We start from the raw sequence: 18,438 nt of genomic DNA on the forward strand, positions 1-18,438 counted from the left end.
AGCCCTCGTGGCTTGCTTGAGCCGGATGCCGGGATGACTGGCACGTCCGGTTCTGAGGGGGCCGGGTCACGGCAACGTGACCCGGCTACCCGACTAAGTCGACTGCCTGGAGTGGAGCCATCCCGCGCAAATTGGCGCTGAGGGGGAGCCGTATCTGGTCAGCTTGCTTGACATCCCGTGGACGGTCGGCCCGGTCCGGGTGGATGATCCGGTCATGCCGACTGAAGAAGAGCTCGATTCGATGGAGGCGCGCATCGCGGCCGCATCCGTGGGTGTGTGGGTTCCCGTGCTGGAGACTCGCGGTGCGACCGGCGGAGCGAGCTGCATCCAGATCGCCCCGGCCACTGCCGTGGAGGACGATGAGATCTATCTCAGTCGGTTCATCAACGGAGAACAGGTCCAGGTCAGTCCGGACTCGCAACTGGATGCCGATCTCGATTTCATCGCTTCCGCGCGGCAGGACATGCCCCGCCTGATCGCTGAGGTGAGGCGACTGCGCGCCCTACTGCAGGGGGACAGTGACCGGCGGCATGCCGCTTTCGTGGCGCTCCGCGAGCTCGGGCGAAGCCAGGACTACCGTGACCGGGCGGATGCCGGTCGCGGCCTGGCGGCCTTCACCGACATGCAGGAGGCCCTCGGGCCACTGCTGGAGCTCGTGCTCGACCCGGGTGACACCTTCGTCACCCGGGTGACCGCAGAAGCCGTGCTTCGACGAATGGACAGGATCGGGCTGACGATAGTCGCCTCCGCGATGGCAGTCGCCAACTCCAATCACAGCGATTGGATCCACACCGCGATCGTCGACGTGTTCAGCATCTTCTCCGAGGACCGGGACAAAGCGCTGCAGATGTGCGAGGAGATGCTGCAGGACGCTGACGACCGCGTTGCCCTGGGGGCCCGTCAGCTGCACGACATCCTGGCCGAGATCGACCCCGCTCTTCGCCCCGCATAGCGCGGATCCTCCCGGCGGGAGTCGGGCTGGGCCTTCCCGCGGTAGCGGTGGGCGTTTTCGAACAGAGCCCAGCCGTCGAATTCTTCGGCGGTGGGCCTGCCGGGCGTCCATCCCTGTTGGACAGCTTCGTCGAGCAGAACTCTGACGGTGCCGGGCTTATGAAGGTTCAGGGTCCTGCCGTCGCGGGTTCCGACGGTCCCAGACGGCTGAGGATAGCCGTCCGGGACGAGCCAGTCGGGGCCGTTCCGGAACCGGATTCTCAGGCCGCCGCGACCTTCCAGCGAGCGGATGACCAGCGTTTCGCAGCAGTCTTCGCAGGAGCCGTCGTCGAGCGCGCGGTGAGTGTGCCGCAGTGACCATAGGTAGGTCGTGTCGCCGATCGTGAGGCGACGCGTCCTCTTTCCGCTGCGAGCCATCCGCAGATCGTAGCGGTGGCCGGCAAGCCGGGGTTCATCGCTGGCCAGGTCCGTCGTAGTAGCCCGGGCGAGCCAGCAGGACCGAGTTGAAGTAGTAGCCCTGCTCGTCTTCCGGGTCGTCGTCGCCCTGGAACGGACGCCAGAAGCTGAGAAGTAGGTCCGGCGCGACGAACGACGCGGGATCGTCCTCCGCAGCGACAATCGTGGTGATCTCGGACATGCGCGTCACGACGTTGCGGGCCGGCAGGCCGAAGATGTCGACGCCCTTGAAGGAGACGATGTCGGATGACTCTGATGGCCGCCCGAACTCCACGGCCTCCAGCCGGTCGCGTGTGCATCCAATACTGATCATCAAGCCGCTCGGTCGGAAGATGCGTTGCCCCGGCCGGTCCGACGGGGAGATGGCCCTCGGTTCCCGCAGTGAATCCAGTGTGCTGTTCGCGGCCTGGCGCTTCATGCCGATCTGCAGGGGTCCGACGCCTATGGGTGGGGCGAGCTCGAAATGCATGCCCGCATGGTGTCACGGACAGTTGTCACCTGCGGTGGCGGTTGATCGATACGGTGTCGCCATGACTCAGGGCATAGCGCGCGTGGAGGATGGCTGGCGAGTGCCCACGTTCCGTGGGCTGGGTGTTGGGGAACTCGTCATCGACGACCGGCTCCGCCTCCGAATCGGGTCGAACGAGATCATGCTGTGCTCGTGGGCGGAGCTCGTGGCCGACGAGCGAGCATACGGGCTCTCGGCGTGGCCCCAGACGAACCTCGGCAAGGCGACTGAGCTGTTGCGTCAAGCCGTTGCCGAGGTCAGCGTCTCCGACCAGGGAGTCCTTCGGGTCCTGTTCGCGGGCGGATGGCGACTGACGGCGCCAGCCAATGATGAACGGTCAGCGTGGACGGTGACGCTCGGTGGCCGGGGGTTTCTCACCGCCAAGCCCGGGGGTGGGGTGACGGTGAGCGACTCCAGCTCTGGCCTCAGGTCGTAGTTCGGCCTTGCTCGATGATCTGGGCTTCGAGGTCGGCGACGCGGCGGTCCTGGAAGCGGAGGTTGGAGCGGGCGGCCTTCAGCCGTTCGTCGAAGGACCGGTTGTCGGCGGTGAGCTGGCGGACGCGCTGCTTGAGGGAGGTGTTCTCGGTGGTGATCCGCTGGATGGCCTCCTGGGTCCACTCGGCTTCCAAGTCGCGGACCTGTCCGAGGAGTTCGCCGATGCGGGTGCGCTGGGCGAGGATCTCGGCATGGGCGGCCTTGAGGGCGTCCTCGGCATTCAGGGCCCGCTCGCGCCAGGTCGCCTCGCGTGCCTCGTCCTGGTCGGTGACCAGCTGGGTCCGGCGTTCGCCGGCTTCCACCATCGCGGCGGCGACCGCGGCTCGGGCGTCGGGGTGGTCGTAGAGGAAGGTGCGGGAGACGTTCGCGCGGCGGGCGACGGCGGCGACGCTGACCTGGGTCTTCTCGCGGCGGAGCCGGGTGATGGCGTCGCGGACCCGTCCGAGCGCGGCGTCGGTGGTGCGGTGGCGGGCGGCCAGGGCGGCGGCCGTGCGCGGGTCGGAGACGGTGGTGGTCACGCGCATTGCTCCTGTTCGTCGGTGGTGTCGTCGATCTGGTCCTGCTCGTCGCCGGCTGCCTGGGCGAGGTCGGCGGCGCGGAAGGCGGTGGACCAGACACGGTGGAAGTAGTCCTGGGGTTTGCGCAGGTCCAGGGCGAGGGCGTCGTCGAGCAGGCCGAGGCCAGCGAGGGCGCTCTCCAGGCCGTCGATGGCGCGAGCAGTGGGTTCGAAGTAGCGGTGGAGGTAATCGGCGGTGGCGTCGTCGGGGGCGCCTTCAGCCAAGAGCCGCCACTGTTCGCGCTTGCGCCGCCAGTAGAGGAGGTCGGCGCCGGACAGGACGAACTTGTCGCAGTTGTGGCAGTCCAGGTTCCAGGGGCAGGCGCCGCCCTCGACGACGGGCTGGAAGGTGCAGAAGCCGCCCTCGGCCGGGGTGCTGCGGCGTGACAGGTCGATCGCCAGGGCCTGGGCCTGCTCGCGGGTGAGCGGGGTGGCATCTCCGGCCAGGAGTTCGCCCGGTTGGGCGGTGCCTGGGCCGGCGACCCAGATATGCTGGAGCACGTCCTCCAGATCCGTGCTGGTCAGATGCACGTAATGCTCGGCCATGCGGTCTGAAACCTGGCCGAGGTAACGGCGGATGTGGGTCAGCGAGGCACCGGCCCGCAGCAGATTGGTGGCCAGCGTGTGGCGAGCCTGATGGGGTACGAGCTGTCCTAGGTCGAGTTCGTTCACCCAGTCCCGGAAGCCGCGGTTGAACCACGTGTAGGACAGTGCGGTGGTGCCGGCGGGGTTGCGGACCTTGGTGGCGAACAGGGCCAGCCGGGCCCGTTCGCTGCCCGTCGGTCGACGGCCGTGCCGGGCGACGAAGCGGTCCAGCGTCTTGCGCTGGCGCTCGGCGAGCAGATCGTAGAGGCTGTCCGGGATGCGGATCGCCACGTCGTAGTTACCGACCTTGGTCTGGTCGTGCCAGAACATCGCCAGCCCGCCGTAGCGGCCGATGCAGTCCCAGCGCAGTTTCACGACCTCGCCGACGCGCCGACCGGTCACCACGATCGTCTCCCAGACGTCCCTCAACCCCAGGTCGTCAGGGTCGTGCGCCTCGGCGAGCCGGGTGAGGTTGTCCCCGTCTGCCAGGGCGCGGGCGACCTCGTCGGGAAACGGACGACGGGCCCGAAGTGTCTCGTTCCCGGCATAGGGCATCGCGATGATGAACTCCCGGTCCAGCGCGAGCCGTTCGGCGGTCCCGTGCTCCAGCGCGTCGCGCAGCAGCTTGCGCACCCCGTTGAAGACATCGGTGCGGGTGACGTGGGTGACCGTCGAGGGTTCCCCGGCCAGTCCCTTCATCACCAGCGACGGCAGGCCGTTCTGTTCACGGTGCCTCTGGTCGGCGATGAGCGGGTCATGTGCTCCACCCGCAAGGCGGACGGGTCGTGGCCGCCGCTGGTGGCGTCGACCTCCAGGAACGCGCTGAGCTCGGTGCAGGCTCGACGGATGCCGTCGATCGGCGCGGCGGTGCGCGGGCGGCGCGGTGAGCTGATCAGGTCGGCGGTGTAGTCCCAGAGCAGGTCCCTGAGCCAGCGCTGGGAGATGGCGGTGAGGTCGATGTGGCTGGCCCGGGCCGGGAAGCGGATGCCGAAGTGGTCGGTCTCGATGAATCCGGCCTCACGCGCCTGCTGCGGGGTGAAGTAGACCAGCCGCAGGTAGTGGAGCATCTTCTTCACGATCGCGGTGTGGAAGCGGGGGAAGCCGTCCAGGTCCAGGTCGGTCAGTGAGCCGGCGTCGCGCTCGCGTGCGAGGTTGACGAGCTTCTGGATCCAGTCCAGCTTCCAGATGCTGTGCCGGTCCTGCTGGGTGTGGGCGAACAGCGACCACTGGATCTCGGCCCGCAGCAGGGGCCGCAGGCCGTGCAGGTTGACCTGCTCGGGCCGCGGTGCCGGGTCAACGGCCGCGCACCAGGCACGGAACGCGTTCTGGTCCGTGTAGGAGACGCGAACCGGCTGCCCCTGTTTCTCGTAGCGCTGCCACCAGCTCGACGGGAGGGCTGCCCCTCCCGGACGGCGGTCGCGCATGTAGCGGTGCCGGTGCCAGCAGCACAGCCCCAGCGGGGACATCGCCAGCCCGGGACAGACGGTGACCTGGCAGTTCCCGTAGCCCTCGCACGGCTCCTGATCTGTCACCCACTGGTCGAAGTCCACCGGCGCGTCCCGGACGGAGACCGAATACTTCCATGCGCCGTAGTGACGGATGCACAACCGCAGCTCGGTGCGCGGCGAGGTGGGTCGGTCGGGGCAGATCAGGCAGGACCCTTCCCGGTCGTATTCGGCGCGCGGCAGCGGCTCGGCGGTGGTGAGGAACTCTGCCCGGGTCGTCCCGGACTCCCGGGCCGTTCCCCACTCCTGGAAGTGCGTCGAGCACAGGTCCAACCCGCTGTGCCGGGCCCGCTCGCACGCGTCGACCACACAGGCCCACTGGTAGACACGGTGGCCCTGCGGGATACGGATGATGACGTCGCGGAAGATCGGGTCGAAGGCCGGGGCGCCGATCAGCGCGGTGAGGATCTCCAGCCGGTCCCGCCCTTCTCGGTCGGGGTGGTCGGTGTAGAGCGGCAGCAACGATTTCACGGTCACCTCGTCTCCCCCCAGACTGCGCGGAGCGCGGCGTCGAAGGCCGGGTCGTGGACGTCGACATGTCCGTAGACCTCGTCGACCATCGTGGCCGAGGCCCACCCCCCGGCATCGCGGGCGATCAGGAGGTTCCCGTCCGAGGCGTCGAGAACCGCCGAGGTGAACGTGTGCCGGAATGCGTGGGGTTTCACGAGCCCCAGACCAGCGCGTTTCCCGGCCCGGCCCAGCATCCGGCGGGCCCCGACCGGTGCCCACGGCTGCCCGGTCCCGGTGCCGTGCAGCTGGACCAGGAGCATGCCGTGTCCGGCGGTGCCGCGCGGATACTCGCCGCTGGTGAGGTAGTCGAAGTAGGTGTGCACCATCGCTGGGCTGACCCGCTTGATCAGGCCGCCCGTCACCGTGCCGCGCTCGATGCGCCAGGGGTGCTTGGTCTTCGCCTCGGCCCGGTTCGGGTTGCCGGGGCGGTGGCAGACGTGGACGTGAGGGGTGCGGCACTCGCCGCAGGCCGCGTTCTCGCGCAGGTGCAGGTCTACCAGGTGCAGCCCGCAGAGCTCGCCGATCCGCAGCCCGCCGTCGGCCAGCCAGGTCACTAGCAGCCGGTCCCTGGCCGAGTTCACCACCGCCAGGAGCTTCTCCCGCGCGCCGTCGGGGAGCATCTTCGGGTGCCGGCGGTGCGGCCCCGTCGGCGCGAGTGGGTTGGTGGGCAGCGTGTTCTTCACGTGTCCCAGGAACGCGCGGCGCCGGTCCGTCCGCGTGGGCAACCGGGAGGTGTCGAGCTTCTTGCCGAGCTCACCGTTCACGCCGAGCGAGGACTGGTGCAGGTAGAAGCCCTTCAGGCAGGCCGCCGCAGTCGATAGCGCGGAGCGGCCGTAGGGGCGCTTGCCGATCCGCCACGGTTCACCGAGCGGCATGAGGACCTCCGCGCCGACGATGCCCATGTAGCGCTCAAGGTCCCTCAGCACGACCTTCTCGAAGGCCAGGCATTCGCGCTCCAGCCACCGCAGGTGGTCCACCAGGTAGTACGCGTAGGTCTTCTGCGTCCCCGACCCGTCGTGCAGTCGCAGGAACCGGTCCGCCTCCATGTGGATACTGCCTTCGGGCCACATGATCGTCCACGACCGTCGCCCGTCCTTCCGGTCGATCTGCTGGACCCTCAGATCCCCGACCACCACTCGCCGTCCCACTTGTCCTCCGTACCGACTCCGGAACATGACGGGCGCTCCGGACACGGTCGGTAAACGAGCCCGCGACGCCCTGGTCACAGGCCCAGACGGACATCACGGGCGGCACTACCCGCGGTCGGTAAAGTCGAGGATCAGGGCTTGCACTCCGTGGTCCTTTGCCGATTGGGCGACCTGCCGGACGAGTTGGGGAAGTGTCAGGCCCTTCGTCGGGGCGCCGAAGAAGTCCAGGACAGCCTGGCAGGTGCTCTTCGGCTTCGCGGTCACCGGCGTCTGGACGTAGGCGACGGGGGCATGCAGGTCCCGGGTCCCGGGGACGGTGCGTGGGTTGAGGTGGTCGTGCAAAGTCAGCCAGCGGTCCTCGAAAGCGGCGGCGACCTCACACGTGGTCTCGGTCTTGCCGTGGTAACCCAGGCCGTTGACCATCACTCCGGAGAGCGTGGAGGAGTTCCGCTTCCATGCGTTGTTGCTGATCCTGCGGTTCACCAGACGCGACACCTTCAGCGACATCGGTGTCTCCTGCAGCGGCAGGTTCACGTGCGTGGCGGTGCGGTGCATGTCGTGAAGCGCCCGCTCCCTCGGGCTCATCGTCCGCCACTGGTCGATCGTGATCACTGGCGCCGGGACGAACCGGTGCCGGGTGGTGCGAAACTGCTGCCAGCCCTCGAAGGTGTCCCTTCGGAGCGGCTTGTTCTCCAGCAGCTCGGCCAGGACCTCCGCCGAGCCGGGGCCGTCTGTCACGCGTTCTCCCCGATCGCATCGGTGTCGCTGTCGTCGTCCGACAGCAGGAACAGGTTCCGCCGTCGCAGGGCGTCGCCGAGGCGGGGCGGCGGCGTCGGCCGGCCCGTGACCGCGGCCTCGCGTCGGCGCCGCCGCTCGGCATCGACGGCGGCCTGGACGCTGTCCGCTTGACGCGGCCAGGGGACCACCCTCGCCCCCGCCTGCGGTGTGGGCTCCGCAGCCGGTTCAGGTGACGGCGGTCGGGGCCGGTCGACGGCGGCTTGCGCGGCCTCGGCGGCCCGGCGCGAACGCGCGGTCTTCTCCCGCTTGGTCATCTGCGAAGGCCATTCGGCCACCGGGATCACCGAACCGAGGATCTCCAGCAGCACCGGCAGCAGCTCGGCGTCCGTGAGCGGTTTCAGTCCGCGACGGCGGACCTCGCCGAGCAGGGCCTGGGCGTTGACATCGGAGAACGCGGGGACCTCGCCCTCGGGCGGAAGCCCGGTCCAGCGCAGGACGTGCCAGACCTCTGGGTCGTCGGGGTCCTGAAAGAACACCTGGCGCCGGTCCCTTCTGTCACTGCGGACCACCCACCGGTTCTTGTGCCGGCCGCCCCGCGTTGACGGGCCGCGGAAGCGCTCCTCCTCCAGCACCGGGTCGTAGTAGAAGAGCCCGAGGATCTTCACCCCCCGGTTCGGGTGGATCTTGACATGGTGGGACCGCAGAACCTTGTAGTAGAGCTCCGGGCCAGGGACCTCCAGGTCGAGGCCCCCCTGCTGGACAGCGGCCGCGAACAGCGAGTTCGGGCTGTGTTTCTCGCCCGGCGCCCAACTCGGCGCGTACTCACCCAGCTCCCGCCGCTGCCAGACCCTCACCACCCACGTCGCGATGACGTGCTCCATCTGCTCGATCGTCAGCACCGCGTCTGCCTCCGGATCGGCGCCGCGGTCAGCGACATCGGCGCCGGTGAACCCGAGCAGGTGCTCCAGCAGCAGCGTCTTGATGGAGGAGAACGCCCGCTCGACGGCGGACTTGTCGTGCGCTCGCAGCGTACGTGCGGGCAGGATCGTGCAGCCCAACGCCAGCTCGGCGGCGACGATCTGATGGTTCTTGTAGGGACCGCCATGGTCAGTGGTGACCGTCTCCGGAGCGAAGAACGGCAGGGCCGCGACCCTGTGGCCGGCGAACTCGGCGACCAGGGCGGCCGGGGCGCCGGGGTAGGGCCACTCCATGTCCTCGCCCCAGCCCGCGCGCATCGGCAGCGGCATCATCACGTCCCGCAGCAGCATCGCGATGTCCACGGCAGTGTCCGACACCAGCGTGAGCCGGAACGCGACGATCGAGTGAGTGTAGAGGTCCAGTGCCAGCGACAGTACGACGGAGACCGGCTCGCCGAAAACGTGCTCCCGCAGCTTCACCGGCAGCGGAGTCGAGTCCAGCGCGACGACCTGGCCCGGCCGGTGCACCACCACCCGCCGCCCAGGCTCAGCGATCTCGGCGGTGCGGACGTAGCGCTGCCGCGAGCCGTCGGACCCGAACCACTCCCGCCAGACCACGGCCAGCGTCTTGCGCCCCGGAACGTCCTCGGCCGGGAAGTCGGGGAACGTCTCGTGGATGTACTGACACATCAGCCGGTGTCGGGCCATCATGCTCATCCGAGACCGGCGCAGGAACTCCTGACGGACCGCGAAAACCGCCTCCCGAACCTCCGCCGTCACCGTCGGATGCCCGCCGCCCCGCCGGGTCCAACGGCCGTCCGCGCAAGCCAGCACCACGTCCTCGTCCGGTGCCCGGGCGCCCAGTCGCTCCAGCGTCCGGAAGCTCAGGTGCTCCAGCCCCAGCCGCTTCGCCTCCGCGGGTGACATCTCCTTGATCTCCCGGGCCTTGGCCAGGCGGCGGTCCTTGAGGAAAGTCGTCTCCGGGTCGAATCCCGGCCTCGGTTCGTGAGGCAGCGCCCGCAGCGGGCTTCCGCTGCGATAGCCCGTTTCCGCCTCCAGCAGGTGCTCAGCCCGCAACCGAGCCCGCACCAACTGGTCCTCGGTCAGGTCGGACAGCACCACCGACTGCCGTGAGACCGCAGGGCCCTCCGAGGCCGCCGACCGCAGGTCGGGGTGATTCGCCAGCCAGCGCAACGAGCGGCGTTCACGTTCGCCGCCCGGCCCCGCCAGGACGATCCGCCCCAGATGCGGCTCGACCTCCTCGACCGTCCAGTCGACGCCGCCCAGCCGCAGCCCCGCCCCCGGCGCGACCAGCACCGCTGCCCGGCTCACGACCGCCCCCGGGCGGCCGACTGTCCCAGCCAGACCAGGGAGCCGTCTTGCAACGGCGATCCGAGGTCCACTCCCAGCCGCCGGTGCCAGAGCAGGTGGACCGCCTCGACCCGAGTCAGCTCCGGCCACTCGGTCGATCCCACCAACTCGGCAAAGGACCGCGGCCGTTCGGCCGCCGCGGCCACGAGCTGCGGCTGCAGGCCCAACGGGTCCTTGCGTGGCCGGCGCCTGGCCAGCAGGGCGTCCAGCACCCCGAGGACGTGCGGGCGCCAGCCTCCGACGACGGTGTAGCGCCAGCCAGCCGCAGTGGCGACCTCGCGCGTCGCGGCGAACTTCAGCGCGTCCTCGTCCTGAACCAAGGGGGCCGGGCGGACGTCGAACAGCCAGCCGCCGTCGGGCATCAGCGCGAGAAAGTCCGGGACGTGGGCCGACCGGCCACCGGTGTGCTCGAAGTCCAGACGGAACGGCTGCGGCAACACCTCCCGGACGCGCACGAAGTCCAGGGCCCGCAGCAGATCCCGCTCCTCCAGCGACTCGAAGCCGTGCTGCCGACCGGTGGAGACCAAGGGCTCCAGCCCCGGCCGGTGCCGTTGCCGGGGCCGCCAGGTGAAGCGTCGAACCGGCCGTGAATCCAACACCGGCACCGACCCCAGATCCCGCACCGGCCAGACGACCTGACCGCCGTCGAACATCCACGTCGTCGCCCACCGCCGCGGCCAGTCCCCATGGAGTACCAGCCGCTGACGGAAGGCGTCATCCCCGGTGAACTGGCTGACCAGCGACGCCAGATCGCATACATCCGACCGAAGCCCAGGCCCAGTCCGCGCACTCATGCAGCAACGACACCACCGGCGCGAGCACGGCATGCCGAGGATTCCCGAAAGAGGACGCTACCCCGGCAAGTTTCACCCAGCCGAGTGATCCACAACCGGCTGCAATGACGGCTGGTGCTCGTTCACAGGCACGTTGTCATCAACCCCGAAGATGCCGAAGCGCTACTTGATCAAGCACCGAGTGGTCACGCTTCTTGCGACCAGTCGTGAGATACGCCCGCTCCGCCCGCCGTGCATAGCCGCACCCGGTGATGCTGGAGGTCGACCTCGGCGACCTTCACCGTGATCAGCTCGCCTTCATCGACAAGCTGATCCGGGGTCTCGACCGGCTCGTCCGTCAGCTCGGAGAGGTGAAGGAACCCTGCGACGTCGGGAGCAAGCTGCACGAACACGCCAAAGGGAACGATCTTGGTGATCGGCCCGGTGAGGACTCGGCCGGCGTGATCCGCAAACCGAATGAGTGGATCTTCCTGCAGAGCCTTCAACGAGAGCGTGACCTGTCCGGAGCGCGTCTCAGCGATGATCACCTCAGCGGTGATCCGCTGACCGGCTTCGACTGCCTCGGAGGGGTGGTTGATCCAGGCCCACGTCAGGTCCGGCACCCGGATGAAGCCGGTACACAGGCCGTCCGGTTCGCCATCGACATGGACGAAGACCCCGAAGTTGTGAACCTCGGAGACCGTCCCGGTGACGACCTGCCCTCGTTCGAACGCGAGAAGAAAGGATCGCAGGGCCGGAATCTCGCACGCCCTGGCGGAGAGGTGAAGCTGACCCTCGCGCCAACGCCCGATCTCTTCGGCATCGATCTCCTGGCCGACCTCGAACAGCTCGGATGGATGCTCCATCCGGCGCATCGACGCTTCCTGCCGAGGAATCCGACCGATCTCGGTCGCCCCTCCTTCATCGTCTACGAGCTGCACAAGGACGTCCGATCCGTCAAACCCGGTGACCTTCACCGTTCTCACGGCGCCCGGCTGGAGGTGGTTGATCAAGGACTGAGTGCGAAGGTCAGGGGCTGGCTCGGACATGGAGGTGAGCCTAGTCGGTGCCAGCCGCACTGGTTCCAACTCTCGTGGTCAGGATCCAACCAACGTGTCACGGCTTAAGTCACTGAGCCGGGACACGATAGTTGGAACCAGGATGGTGTGCTGACCTGGCGATTCTGACCTTGCGGGACACGCTTGTTGGAACCGTCTGGTCATGCTTCTTGCAACCTGCGGTGGATTGCCATTCATTTTGGAACCAGTTCCGAACATCCCGGGCTCGTGGCGTCCGTGGCCGCTCTCCTGAGGGGCATGGAACCGAGCGAGGAATTGATCGACAGCGGTCAGACCGACTCCTGGTCCGGCTGCGGATAGCCGATCTCGGAGATGTCCTGGGCCAGGTCCGTCAGGCTGACCTCAGGGTTCAGCAACGATACGAGTTCCTGGTCCAGTGGCCGCAACGCATGAACCTGGCCCACCGCCCCGAGGTCGACGGAGACCTCGTAGTAGTCCTCGGCGAAGCGCTGGAACGCTTCCGGAGACCGGTCGACCAGGAGGCCGAACAGGCTCGTCGCCCCGTCAGGATCGACAGCCCCCTCGGGGAAGTCGATCGTCCCGTGATGCCACCGATCGTCGGTCGCTCCCCGCCACAAGCAGACTGTCACGACAGGCACTCCGTGCTCATCGGTGAACGCCGGCTCCTCGACGAAGGGCTTGAAGAGCTCAGGGACCTCGTCGAGCACTCCCGGCCAGGGCTCGTCATCGTTGCCATACGGGCTCATCGGCGATTCGTGGTCGAAGCCGCGCACATAGGCACCGGCCACCGAGAACACGATCGAGTATTCGTCGCCAGACCCGTTGCGCATCGAGGCCATCTCCTCGCCCTCGGCCCAACCGGCATTGAAGGAGTAGTACCGGCCCTCCCAGTCCGGACTCAGGATCGCATCGAGCATCGCCAGCGAACGGCACAGGTCCCGCAGATCGGCGATGGCGGGGAGTTGGCGGGCCACATCATAGACAGTCACCGGCTCATCCAACCCGATGCCACCGACACCCCGACCCGCCAGGGGCGTCGTGAGCCACCCGGTTCCAACACGCGTGGCCAGGTTCCAACTATCGTGTCCCGGCTCAGTCACTCAGCGTGGCGGGACCCTGAAGCCGCCACCTATCGGTTCCAACCGCCACCTATCGCTTCCAGTCACAACAGTGTGACCGCCGGCCGGCGGAATCGGGTGCCTGAAAACAAGCAGGCATGATTGCTTTTTTCTCCGGGCGGTGCCACGCTGCTGCCCGGCGGCGCCCGTCCGGGGTCGGCGCCAACTCACCGTCAGGGGAGGCGCCTTGGTGCGCGAACGCACGGTACTGCGGATCGGCAACGCCTCGGGGTTCTACGGGGACCGCTTCGACGCGGTGCGGGAGATGCTCACCGGCGGGCCGTTGGACGTGCTCACCGGGGACTACCTGGCCGAGCTGACCATGCTCATCCTGGCGCGCGACCGGTTGAAGGACCCGGCGCGCGGCTACGCCCGGACCTTCCTGCGGCAGATGGAGGAGTGCCTCGGGCTGGCCCGCGAGCGCGGCGTGCGGATCGTGGTGAACGCGGGTGGCCTCAACCCGGCGCGGCTCGCCGACGACCTGCGCGCACTGGCGCGGCGCCTGGCTGTCGAGGCGGCCGTCGCGCACGTCGAGGGCGACGACCTGCTGCCGCGCCGGGAGGAACTCGGCTTGCCGGACGGACTGTTGGCCGCCCATGCCTACCTCGGCGGCTTCGGCATCGCGGCCTGCCTGCGGGAGGGCGCGGACGTGGTGGTCACCGGCCGGGTCACCGACGCCGCGCTGGTCGTCGGCCCCGGCATCGCCCACTTCGGCTGGACCCCGGACGACCTCGACGCCCTCGCCGGGGCGGTGGTCGCCGGACACGTCCTGGAGTGCGGCGCCCAGGCGACCGGCGGCAACTACGCGTTCTTCCGCGAGCACGACGTGACCCGCCCCGGCTTCCCGATCGCCGAACTGCACGCCGACGGCTCCAGCGTGATCACCAAGCACCCGGGCACCGGCGGCGCCGTCACCACCGGCACCGTCACCGCCCAACTCCTGTACGAGACCGGCGGATCCCACTACCTCGGCCCGGACGTCACCGCCCGGCTGGACACCGTCCGGCTCACCGGGCAGGGCCCGGACCGGGTCCGGATCGACCCGGTCCGGGGCGAGGCGCCGCCGGCCACGCTCAAGGTGGGTCTCAACGCCCTCGGCGGCCACCACAACGAGGTGGTGTTCGTCCTCACCGGCCTGGACATCGAGGCCAAGGCGGCACTGGTGCAACGGCAGTTCACCGAGGCGCTGCCGCCCGGGGCCCGCCCCGCCGAGCTGCGCTGGACGCTGGCCCGCACCGACCACCCCGACGCCCCGACCGAGGAGACCGCCTCGGCCCTGCTGCGGCTGACCGCCCGCGACCCCGACTCGGCCAAGGTGGGCCGTGAACTCGGCAAGGCCGCAGTGGAGTTGGGGCTGGCCGGCTACCCCGGCTTCCACCTCACCGCCCCGCCGGGGCCGGGCGCGCCGTACGGGGTGTTCACCGCCGCGTACGTCGACGCCAAGGCCGTCGAGCACACCGCCGTGCTGCCGGACGGCCGCCGGATCGCCGTCCCGCCCGCGCCGGTCGCCGGCCACCCGGCGTCGGCGGAACTTCCCCTACCCGAGACGGAGTTGCCCGAGCCGGAGTTGCCCGAGCCGCTGCCCGGCGGGCCCACCCGGCGGGCTCCCCTCGGCCTGGTGGCCGGCGCCCGCAGCGGCGACAAGGGCGGTGACGCCAACCTGGGCGTCTGGGCCCGTACCGAGGACGGCTGGCGCTGGCTCGTGCACACCCTCACCGTGCAGCGACTGCGCGAACTCCTCCCCGAGACGGCCGAGTTGGACATCACCCGGCATGTGCTGCCGAACCTGCGCGCGGTCAACTTCACCCTCACCGGTCTGCTCGGCCAGGGCGTCGCCGCCCGTCACCGCTTCGACCCCCAGGCCAAGGCGCTGGGCGAGTGGCTGCGCTCCCGCCACCTGGACATCCCGACCTCGCTCCTGAGCCCGACCGCGCTCCCCGGTCCGCTCCCGACCGCGACCACGCCCCCGACCGCGACCACGCCCCCGACCGCGACCACGCCCCCGACCGCGACCACGCCCCCGACCCCGGAACCGCCCCCCACCCCGGAACCGCTCGCCGACAGCCCGGAGACGCCGCTGTGACCGTCCTGCCCACCCGCGTCGACCCGGCCGGGCCCGAGTACGCCGACCACCGTGCCGCGATGCTCGCCAAGCTCGCCGAGCTGGACGCCGAGCACGCCAAGGCCCTGGCCGGCGGCGGCCCCAAGTACGTGGAACGCCACCGCAAGCGCGGCAAGCTGCTGGCCCGCGAGCGGATCGAGCTGCTGATCGACCCGGACTCGCCGTTCCTGGAGCTGTCCCCGCTGGCCGCCTGGGGAAGCGACCACCCGGTCGGCGCCGCGCTGGTCACCGGCATCGGCGTGATCGAGGGCGTCGAGTGTGTGATCACCGCCAACGACCCCACCGTGCGCGGCGGCGCCAGCAACCCCTGGACGCTGCGCAAGGCCCTGCGCGCCAACGAGATCGCGCTGCAGAACCGCCTGCCGCTGGTGAACCTGGTCGAGTCCGGTGGCGCGGACCTGCCCAGCCAGAAGGAGATCTTCATCCCCGGCGGCGCCCTGTTCCGGGACCTCACCCGGCTGTCCGCCGCCGGAATCCCCACCGTGGCCGTGGTGTTCGGCAACTCCACGGCCGGCGGCGCGTACGTCCCCGGGATGTCCGACCACACCGTGCTGGTGAAGGAGCGGGCCAAGGTGTTCCTCGGCGGTCCGCCGCTGGTCAAGATGGCCACCGGCGAGGAGGCCGACGACGAGTCGCTCGGCGGCGCCGAGATGCACGCCCGCACCTCCGGCCTCGCGGACCACTTCGCGGCGGACGAGGCGGACGCGCTGCGGCTGGCCCGCCGGATCGTCGCCCGGCTCGACCACCGCAAGCCCGGCCCGGGCCCCGACCCGCTCGCCGAGCCGCCGAAGTACGCCGAGGAGGAGCTGCTGGGCATCGTCCCCGGCGACCTCAAGGTGCCCTTCGACCCGCGCGAGGTGATCGCCCGGCTGGTCGACGGCTCGGACTTCGACGAGTTCAAGCCGCTCTACGGCACCAGCCTGGCCACCGGCTGGGCCCGGCTGCACGGCTACCCGGTCGGCGTCCTGGCCAACGCGCAGGGCGTGCTGTTCAGCGCCGAGTCGCAGAAGGCCGCCCAGTTCATCCAGTTGGCCAACCAGCGGAACACCCCGCTGCTGTTCCTGCACAACACCACCGGGTACATGGTCGGCAAGGACTACGAGCAGGGCGGCATCATCAAGCACGGCGCGATGATGATCAACGCCGTCTCCAACTCCACGGTGCCCCACCTGTCCGTCCTGATGGGCGCCTCCTACGGCGCCGGCCACTACGGCATGTGCGGCCGGGCGTACGAGCCGCGCTTCCTGTTCTCCTGGCCGAGCGCCAAGTCCGCGGTGATGGGCCCGCAGCAGCTCGCCGGGGTGCTGTCGATCGTCGCCCGGCAGTCGGCCGCGGCGAAGGGCCAGCCGTACGACGAGGACGCGGACGCGGCGATCCGGGCGATGGTCGAGCAGCAGATCGAGGCCGAGTCGCTGCCGGTGTTCCTGTCCGGCCGCCTCTACGACGACGGTGTGATCGACCCGCGCGACACCCGTACGGTGCTGGGCCTGTGCCTGTCCGCGATCCACAACGCGCCGGTCGAGGGCGCGCGTGGCTACGGCGTCTTCCGCATGTGAGCCGGACCCCTGTGAGCCAGACCCTGTGACGGAGCCACCCATGACTTCCACGACACTGATCGGCAACCTGCTGGTCGCCAACCGGGGCGAGATCGCCCGCCGGGTCTTCCGCACCTGCCGGGAACTCGGCATCGCGACCACCGCCGTCCACTCCGACCCGGACGCCGACGCGCCGCACGTGCGCGAGGCCGACGCGGCCGTCCGCCTGCCCGGTGCGGCGCCCGCCGACACCTATCTGCGGGTCGAGGCGATCGTCCGCGCCGCGCTCGCCGCCGGGGCCGACGCCGTCCACCCCGGCTACGGGTTCCTCTCCGAGGACGCCGGGTTCGCGCAGGCGGTGCTGGACGCCGGCCTGCTCTGGGTCGGTCCGCCGCCGGCCGCGATCGCCGCGATGGGCTCCAAGACGGCCGCCAAGCGGCTGATGGCCGAGGCCGGGGTGCCCGTCCTGGGCGCGCTCACCTCGCCCGGCGAGGCCGACCTGCCGCTCCTGGTGAAGGCCGCGGCGGGCGGTGGCGGCCGCGGCATGCGGGTCGTCCGGAGCCTCGCGGACCTGCCCGGCGAGCTGGCGGCCGCCCGGGCCGAGGCGGCCAAGGCCTTCGGCTCGGACGAGGTGTTCTGCGAGCGCTACCTGCCCGCGGGGCGGCACGTCGAGGTCCAGTTGCTGGCCGACGCGCACGGCACGGTCTGGGCGGTCGGCGACCGCGACTGCTCGCTGCAGCGGCGGCACCAGAAGGTGATCGAGGAGGCCCCGGCCCCCGGCCTCCCGGCGGGCGTCCGCGCCAAGCTGCACGCGGCCGCGGTGAGCGCCGCCCGGGCGATCGGCTACGTCGGCGCCGGGACCGCCGAGTTCCTGCTCGCCGAGGACGGCCGGTTCTGGTTCCTGGAGATGAACACCCGCCTCCAGGTCGAGCACCCGGTCACCGAGGCGGTCACCGGGCTGGACCTGGTGGCCCTCCAACTCGCCGTCGCCGAAGGGCGGCAGCTGCCGCCGGAGCCCCCGGCGCTGCGCGGTCACGCGATCGAGGCCCGCCTGTACGCGGAGGACCCGGCCAAGGACTGGCAGCCCGCCACCGGCACCCTGCACTGCCTTGAACTCACCGTGCCGCACCAGGAGTTCACCGGGGCCGGGGCCCGAACGGACACCGGGAGCCGGTCGGACACCGGGGGCGGAACGGACGCCGGGGCCCGAACGGACACCGGGAGCCGGCCGGACGCCGGGGCCGGACCGGACGCCGGTCTGCGACTGGACTGCGGCGTCGAGGCCGGCAGCGAGATCACCCCGCACTACGACGCGATGCTCGCCAAGGTGATCGCCTGGGCGCCGACCCGCGCGGCCGCCGCCCGCCGGCTGGCCGACGCGCTGGCCCGCGCCCGGATCCACGGGCCCGCCACCAACCGGGAGCTGCTGGTCCGCACGCTGCGGCACCCGGCCTTCCTGGACGGGCGCCTGCACACCGGCTTCCTCGCCGAGCACGGCGCCGAACTCACCACGCCGGACACCGTGGGCGTCGAACGCGCGGCCCTGGCCGCCGCCCTCGCCGACGCCGCCGCCCGGCGCACCGCGCTCCCGTCCGGCTGGCGCAACCTGCCCTCCCAGCCGCAGCTCAAGCGCTACCGGGCGGACGACGGCGCCGAGTGCGAGGTCCGCTACCGCCTCACCCGCGCCGGCCTGCAGGCCGAGGACCACCCGGACGTCGAGCTGGTCGAGGCCGGCCCCGACCGGGTCGTGCTGCGCGAGGGCGGGCTGCGCCGCACCTACCGCGTCGCCCGCCACGGCGACCGGGTGTACGTCGACACCCCGGCCGGCGGTACCGCGCTCACCGCGCTCCCGCGCTTCCCCGAGCCCACCGTCGAGACCGACCCCGGCGCCCTGCTCGCCCCGATGCCCGGCACCGTCGTCCGCGTCACCGCCGAGGTCGGGGACGCCGTCACCGCCGGACAGCCGCTGCTCGTGCTGGAGGCGATGAAGATGGAGCACCGCGTCACCGCCCCGGCCGACGGCGTCCTCGTGGAACTCCGCGCAACCCCGGGCCGGCAGGTCGAACTCGGCACCCTGCTGGCCGTCGTCAAGTCCACCCAAGAGACCTGA

At 70.4% G+C, this 18,438-nt stretch carries 16 protein-coding genes; 5 read left to right on the forward strand and 11 right to left on the reverse strand.

The window, feature by feature from the left end:
• Positions 1 to 214 precede the first annotated feature (214 nt).
• On the forward strand, positions 215 to 952 hold the full coding sequence (locus tag ACIGG8_RS40515) for a hypothetical protein (RefSeq protein WP_396553582.1): 738 nt from the start codon (positions 215 to 217) through the stop codon (positions 950 to 952).
• On the opposite strand, the gene ACIGG8_RS40520 is transcribed toward ACIGG8_RS40515, so the two are convergent.
• Together ACIGG8_RS40520 and ACIGG8_RS40525 are read right to left on the reverse strand one after the other, a co-directional pair.
• A complete protein-coding gene (locus ACIGG8_RS40520) occupies positions 901 to 1,368 on the reverse strand; it encodes a hypothetical protein (RefSeq protein WP_396553583.1) in 468 nt (155 codons plus the stop codon). The two genes, ACIGG8_RS40515 and ACIGG8_RS40520, sit on opposite strands and share 52 nt — an antisense overlap.
• 34 nt (positions 1,369 to 1,402) lie before the next feature.
• A complete protein-coding gene (locus ACIGG8_RS40525; protein WP_396553584.1) occupies positions 1,403 to 1,876 on the reverse strand; it encodes a hypothetical protein in 474 nt (157 codons plus the stop codon).
• A gap of 61 nt (positions 1,877 to 1,937) precedes the next feature.
• Here ACIGG8_RS40525 and ACIGG8_RS40530 point away from each other — a divergent pair, with 61 nt between their 5' ends.
• A complete protein-coding gene (locus tag ACIGG8_RS40530; RefSeq protein WP_396553585.1) occupies positions 1,938 to 2,351 on the forward strand; it encodes a DUF6188 family protein in 414 nt (137 codons plus the stop codon).
• Here ACIGG8_RS40530 and ACIGG8_RS40535 read toward each other — a convergent pair.
• The 9 genes from ACIGG8_RS40535 to ACIGG8_RS40575 form a co-directional block, all read right to left on the reverse strand.
• Entirely contained in the window at positions 2,341 to 2,928 is a 588-nt protein-coding gene (locus ACIGG8_RS40535; RefSeq protein ID WP_396553586.1) for a DUF6262 family protein, read from the reverse strand. The genes ACIGG8_RS40530 and ACIGG8_RS40535 overlap by 11 nt on opposite strands.
• Complete coding sequence (locus ACIGG8_RS40540) at positions 2,925 to 4,250, reverse strand: tyrosine-type recombinase/integrase (RefSeq protein ID WP_396553587.1); 1,326 nt, start codon at positions 4,248 to 4,250, stop codon at positions 2,925 to 2,927. The genes ACIGG8_RS40535 and ACIGG8_RS40540 overlap by 4 nt, the downstream gene beginning before the upstream one ends.
• Positions 4,250 to 5,533: a hypothetical protein gene (locus ACIGG8_RS40545; RefSeq protein WP_396553588.1), complete on the reverse strand. Its 1,284-nt coding sequence runs from the start codon at positions 5,531 to 5,533 to the stop codon at positions 4,250 to 4,252. Before ACIGG8_RS40545 ends, ACIGG8_RS40540 begins: the two co-directional genes overlap by 1 nt.
• Entirely contained in the window at positions 5,530 to 6,714 is a 1,185-nt protein-coding gene (locus ACIGG8_RS40550) for a tyrosine-type recombinase/integrase (protein ID WP_396553589.1), read from the reverse strand. Before ACIGG8_RS40550 ends, ACIGG8_RS40545 begins: the two co-directional genes overlap by 4 nt.
• Positions 6,715 to 6,819: 105 nt before the next feature.
• Entirely contained in the window at positions 6,820 to 7,452 is a 633-nt protein-coding gene (locus ACIGG8_RS40555) for a hypothetical protein (RefSeq protein ID WP_396553590.1), read from the reverse strand.
• Positions 7,449 to 9,701, reverse strand: a complete 2,253-nt coding sequence (locus tag ACIGG8_RS40560; protein ID WP_396553591.1) for a transposase — start codon at positions 9,699 to 9,701, stop codon at positions 7,449 to 7,451. The genes ACIGG8_RS40555 and ACIGG8_RS40560 overlap by 4 nt, the downstream gene beginning before the upstream one ends.
• Complete coding sequence (locus tag ACIGG8_RS40565) at positions 9,698 to 10,567, reverse strand: TnsA-like heteromeric transposase endonuclease subunit (protein ID WP_396553592.1); 870 nt, start codon at positions 10,565 to 10,567, stop codon at positions 9,698 to 9,700. Before ACIGG8_RS40565 ends, ACIGG8_RS40560 begins: the two co-directional genes overlap by 4 nt.
• Positions 10,568 to 10,719: 152 nt before the next feature.
• A complete protein-coding gene (locus tag ACIGG8_RS40570) occupies positions 10,720 to 11,562 on the reverse strand; it encodes a S1 RNA-binding domain-containing protein (protein ID WP_396553593.1) in 843 nt (280 codons plus the stop codon).
• A gap of 299 nt (positions 11,563 to 11,861) precedes the next feature.
• The gene (locus tag ACIGG8_RS40575) at positions 11,862 to 12,542 is read right to left on the reverse strand and encodes a hypothetical protein (protein ID WP_396553594.1); all 681 of its coding nucleotides are present in this window, start codon (positions 12,540 to 12,542) and stop codon (positions 11,862 to 11,864) included.
• 319 nt (positions 12,543 to 12,861) lie between these two features.
• Between ACIGG8_RS40575 and ACIGG8_RS40580 the strand changes: the two genes are divergently transcribed.
• Genes ACIGG8_RS40580 through ACIGG8_RS40590 form a run of 3 tightly spaced genes read left to right on the forward strand, consistent with a single transcriptional unit; the run spans position 12,862 to position 18,438 of the window.
• Positions 12,862 to 14,754, forward strand: coding sequence for an acyclic terpene utilization AtuA family protein (locus ACIGG8_RS40580; protein ID WP_396553595.1), 1,893 nt, complete (start codon positions 12,862 to 12,864; stop codon positions 14,752 to 14,754).
• Entirely contained in the window at positions 14,751 to 16,349 is a 1,599-nt protein-coding gene (locus ACIGG8_RS40585; RefSeq protein ID WP_350525189.1) for a carboxyl transferase domain-containing protein, read from the forward strand. Before ACIGG8_RS40580 ends, ACIGG8_RS40585 begins: the two co-directional genes overlap by 4 nt.
• A gap of 40 nt (positions 16,350 to 16,389) precedes the next feature.
• Positions 16,390 to 18,438 carry an acetyl/propionyl/methylcrotonyl-CoA carboxylase subunit alpha gene (locus tag ACIGG8_RS40590; protein ID WP_396553596.1) on the forward strand — a complete coding sequence of 683 codons (2,049 nt, stop codon included), beginning with the start codon at positions 16,390 to 16,392 and terminating at the stop codon, positions 18,436 to 18,438.

The sequence above is a fragment of the Kitasatospora sp. NPDC085464 genome (assembly GCF_044541955.1).
Lineage (GTDB): Bacteria > Actinomycetota > Actinomycetes > Streptomycetales > Streptomycetaceae > Kitasatospora.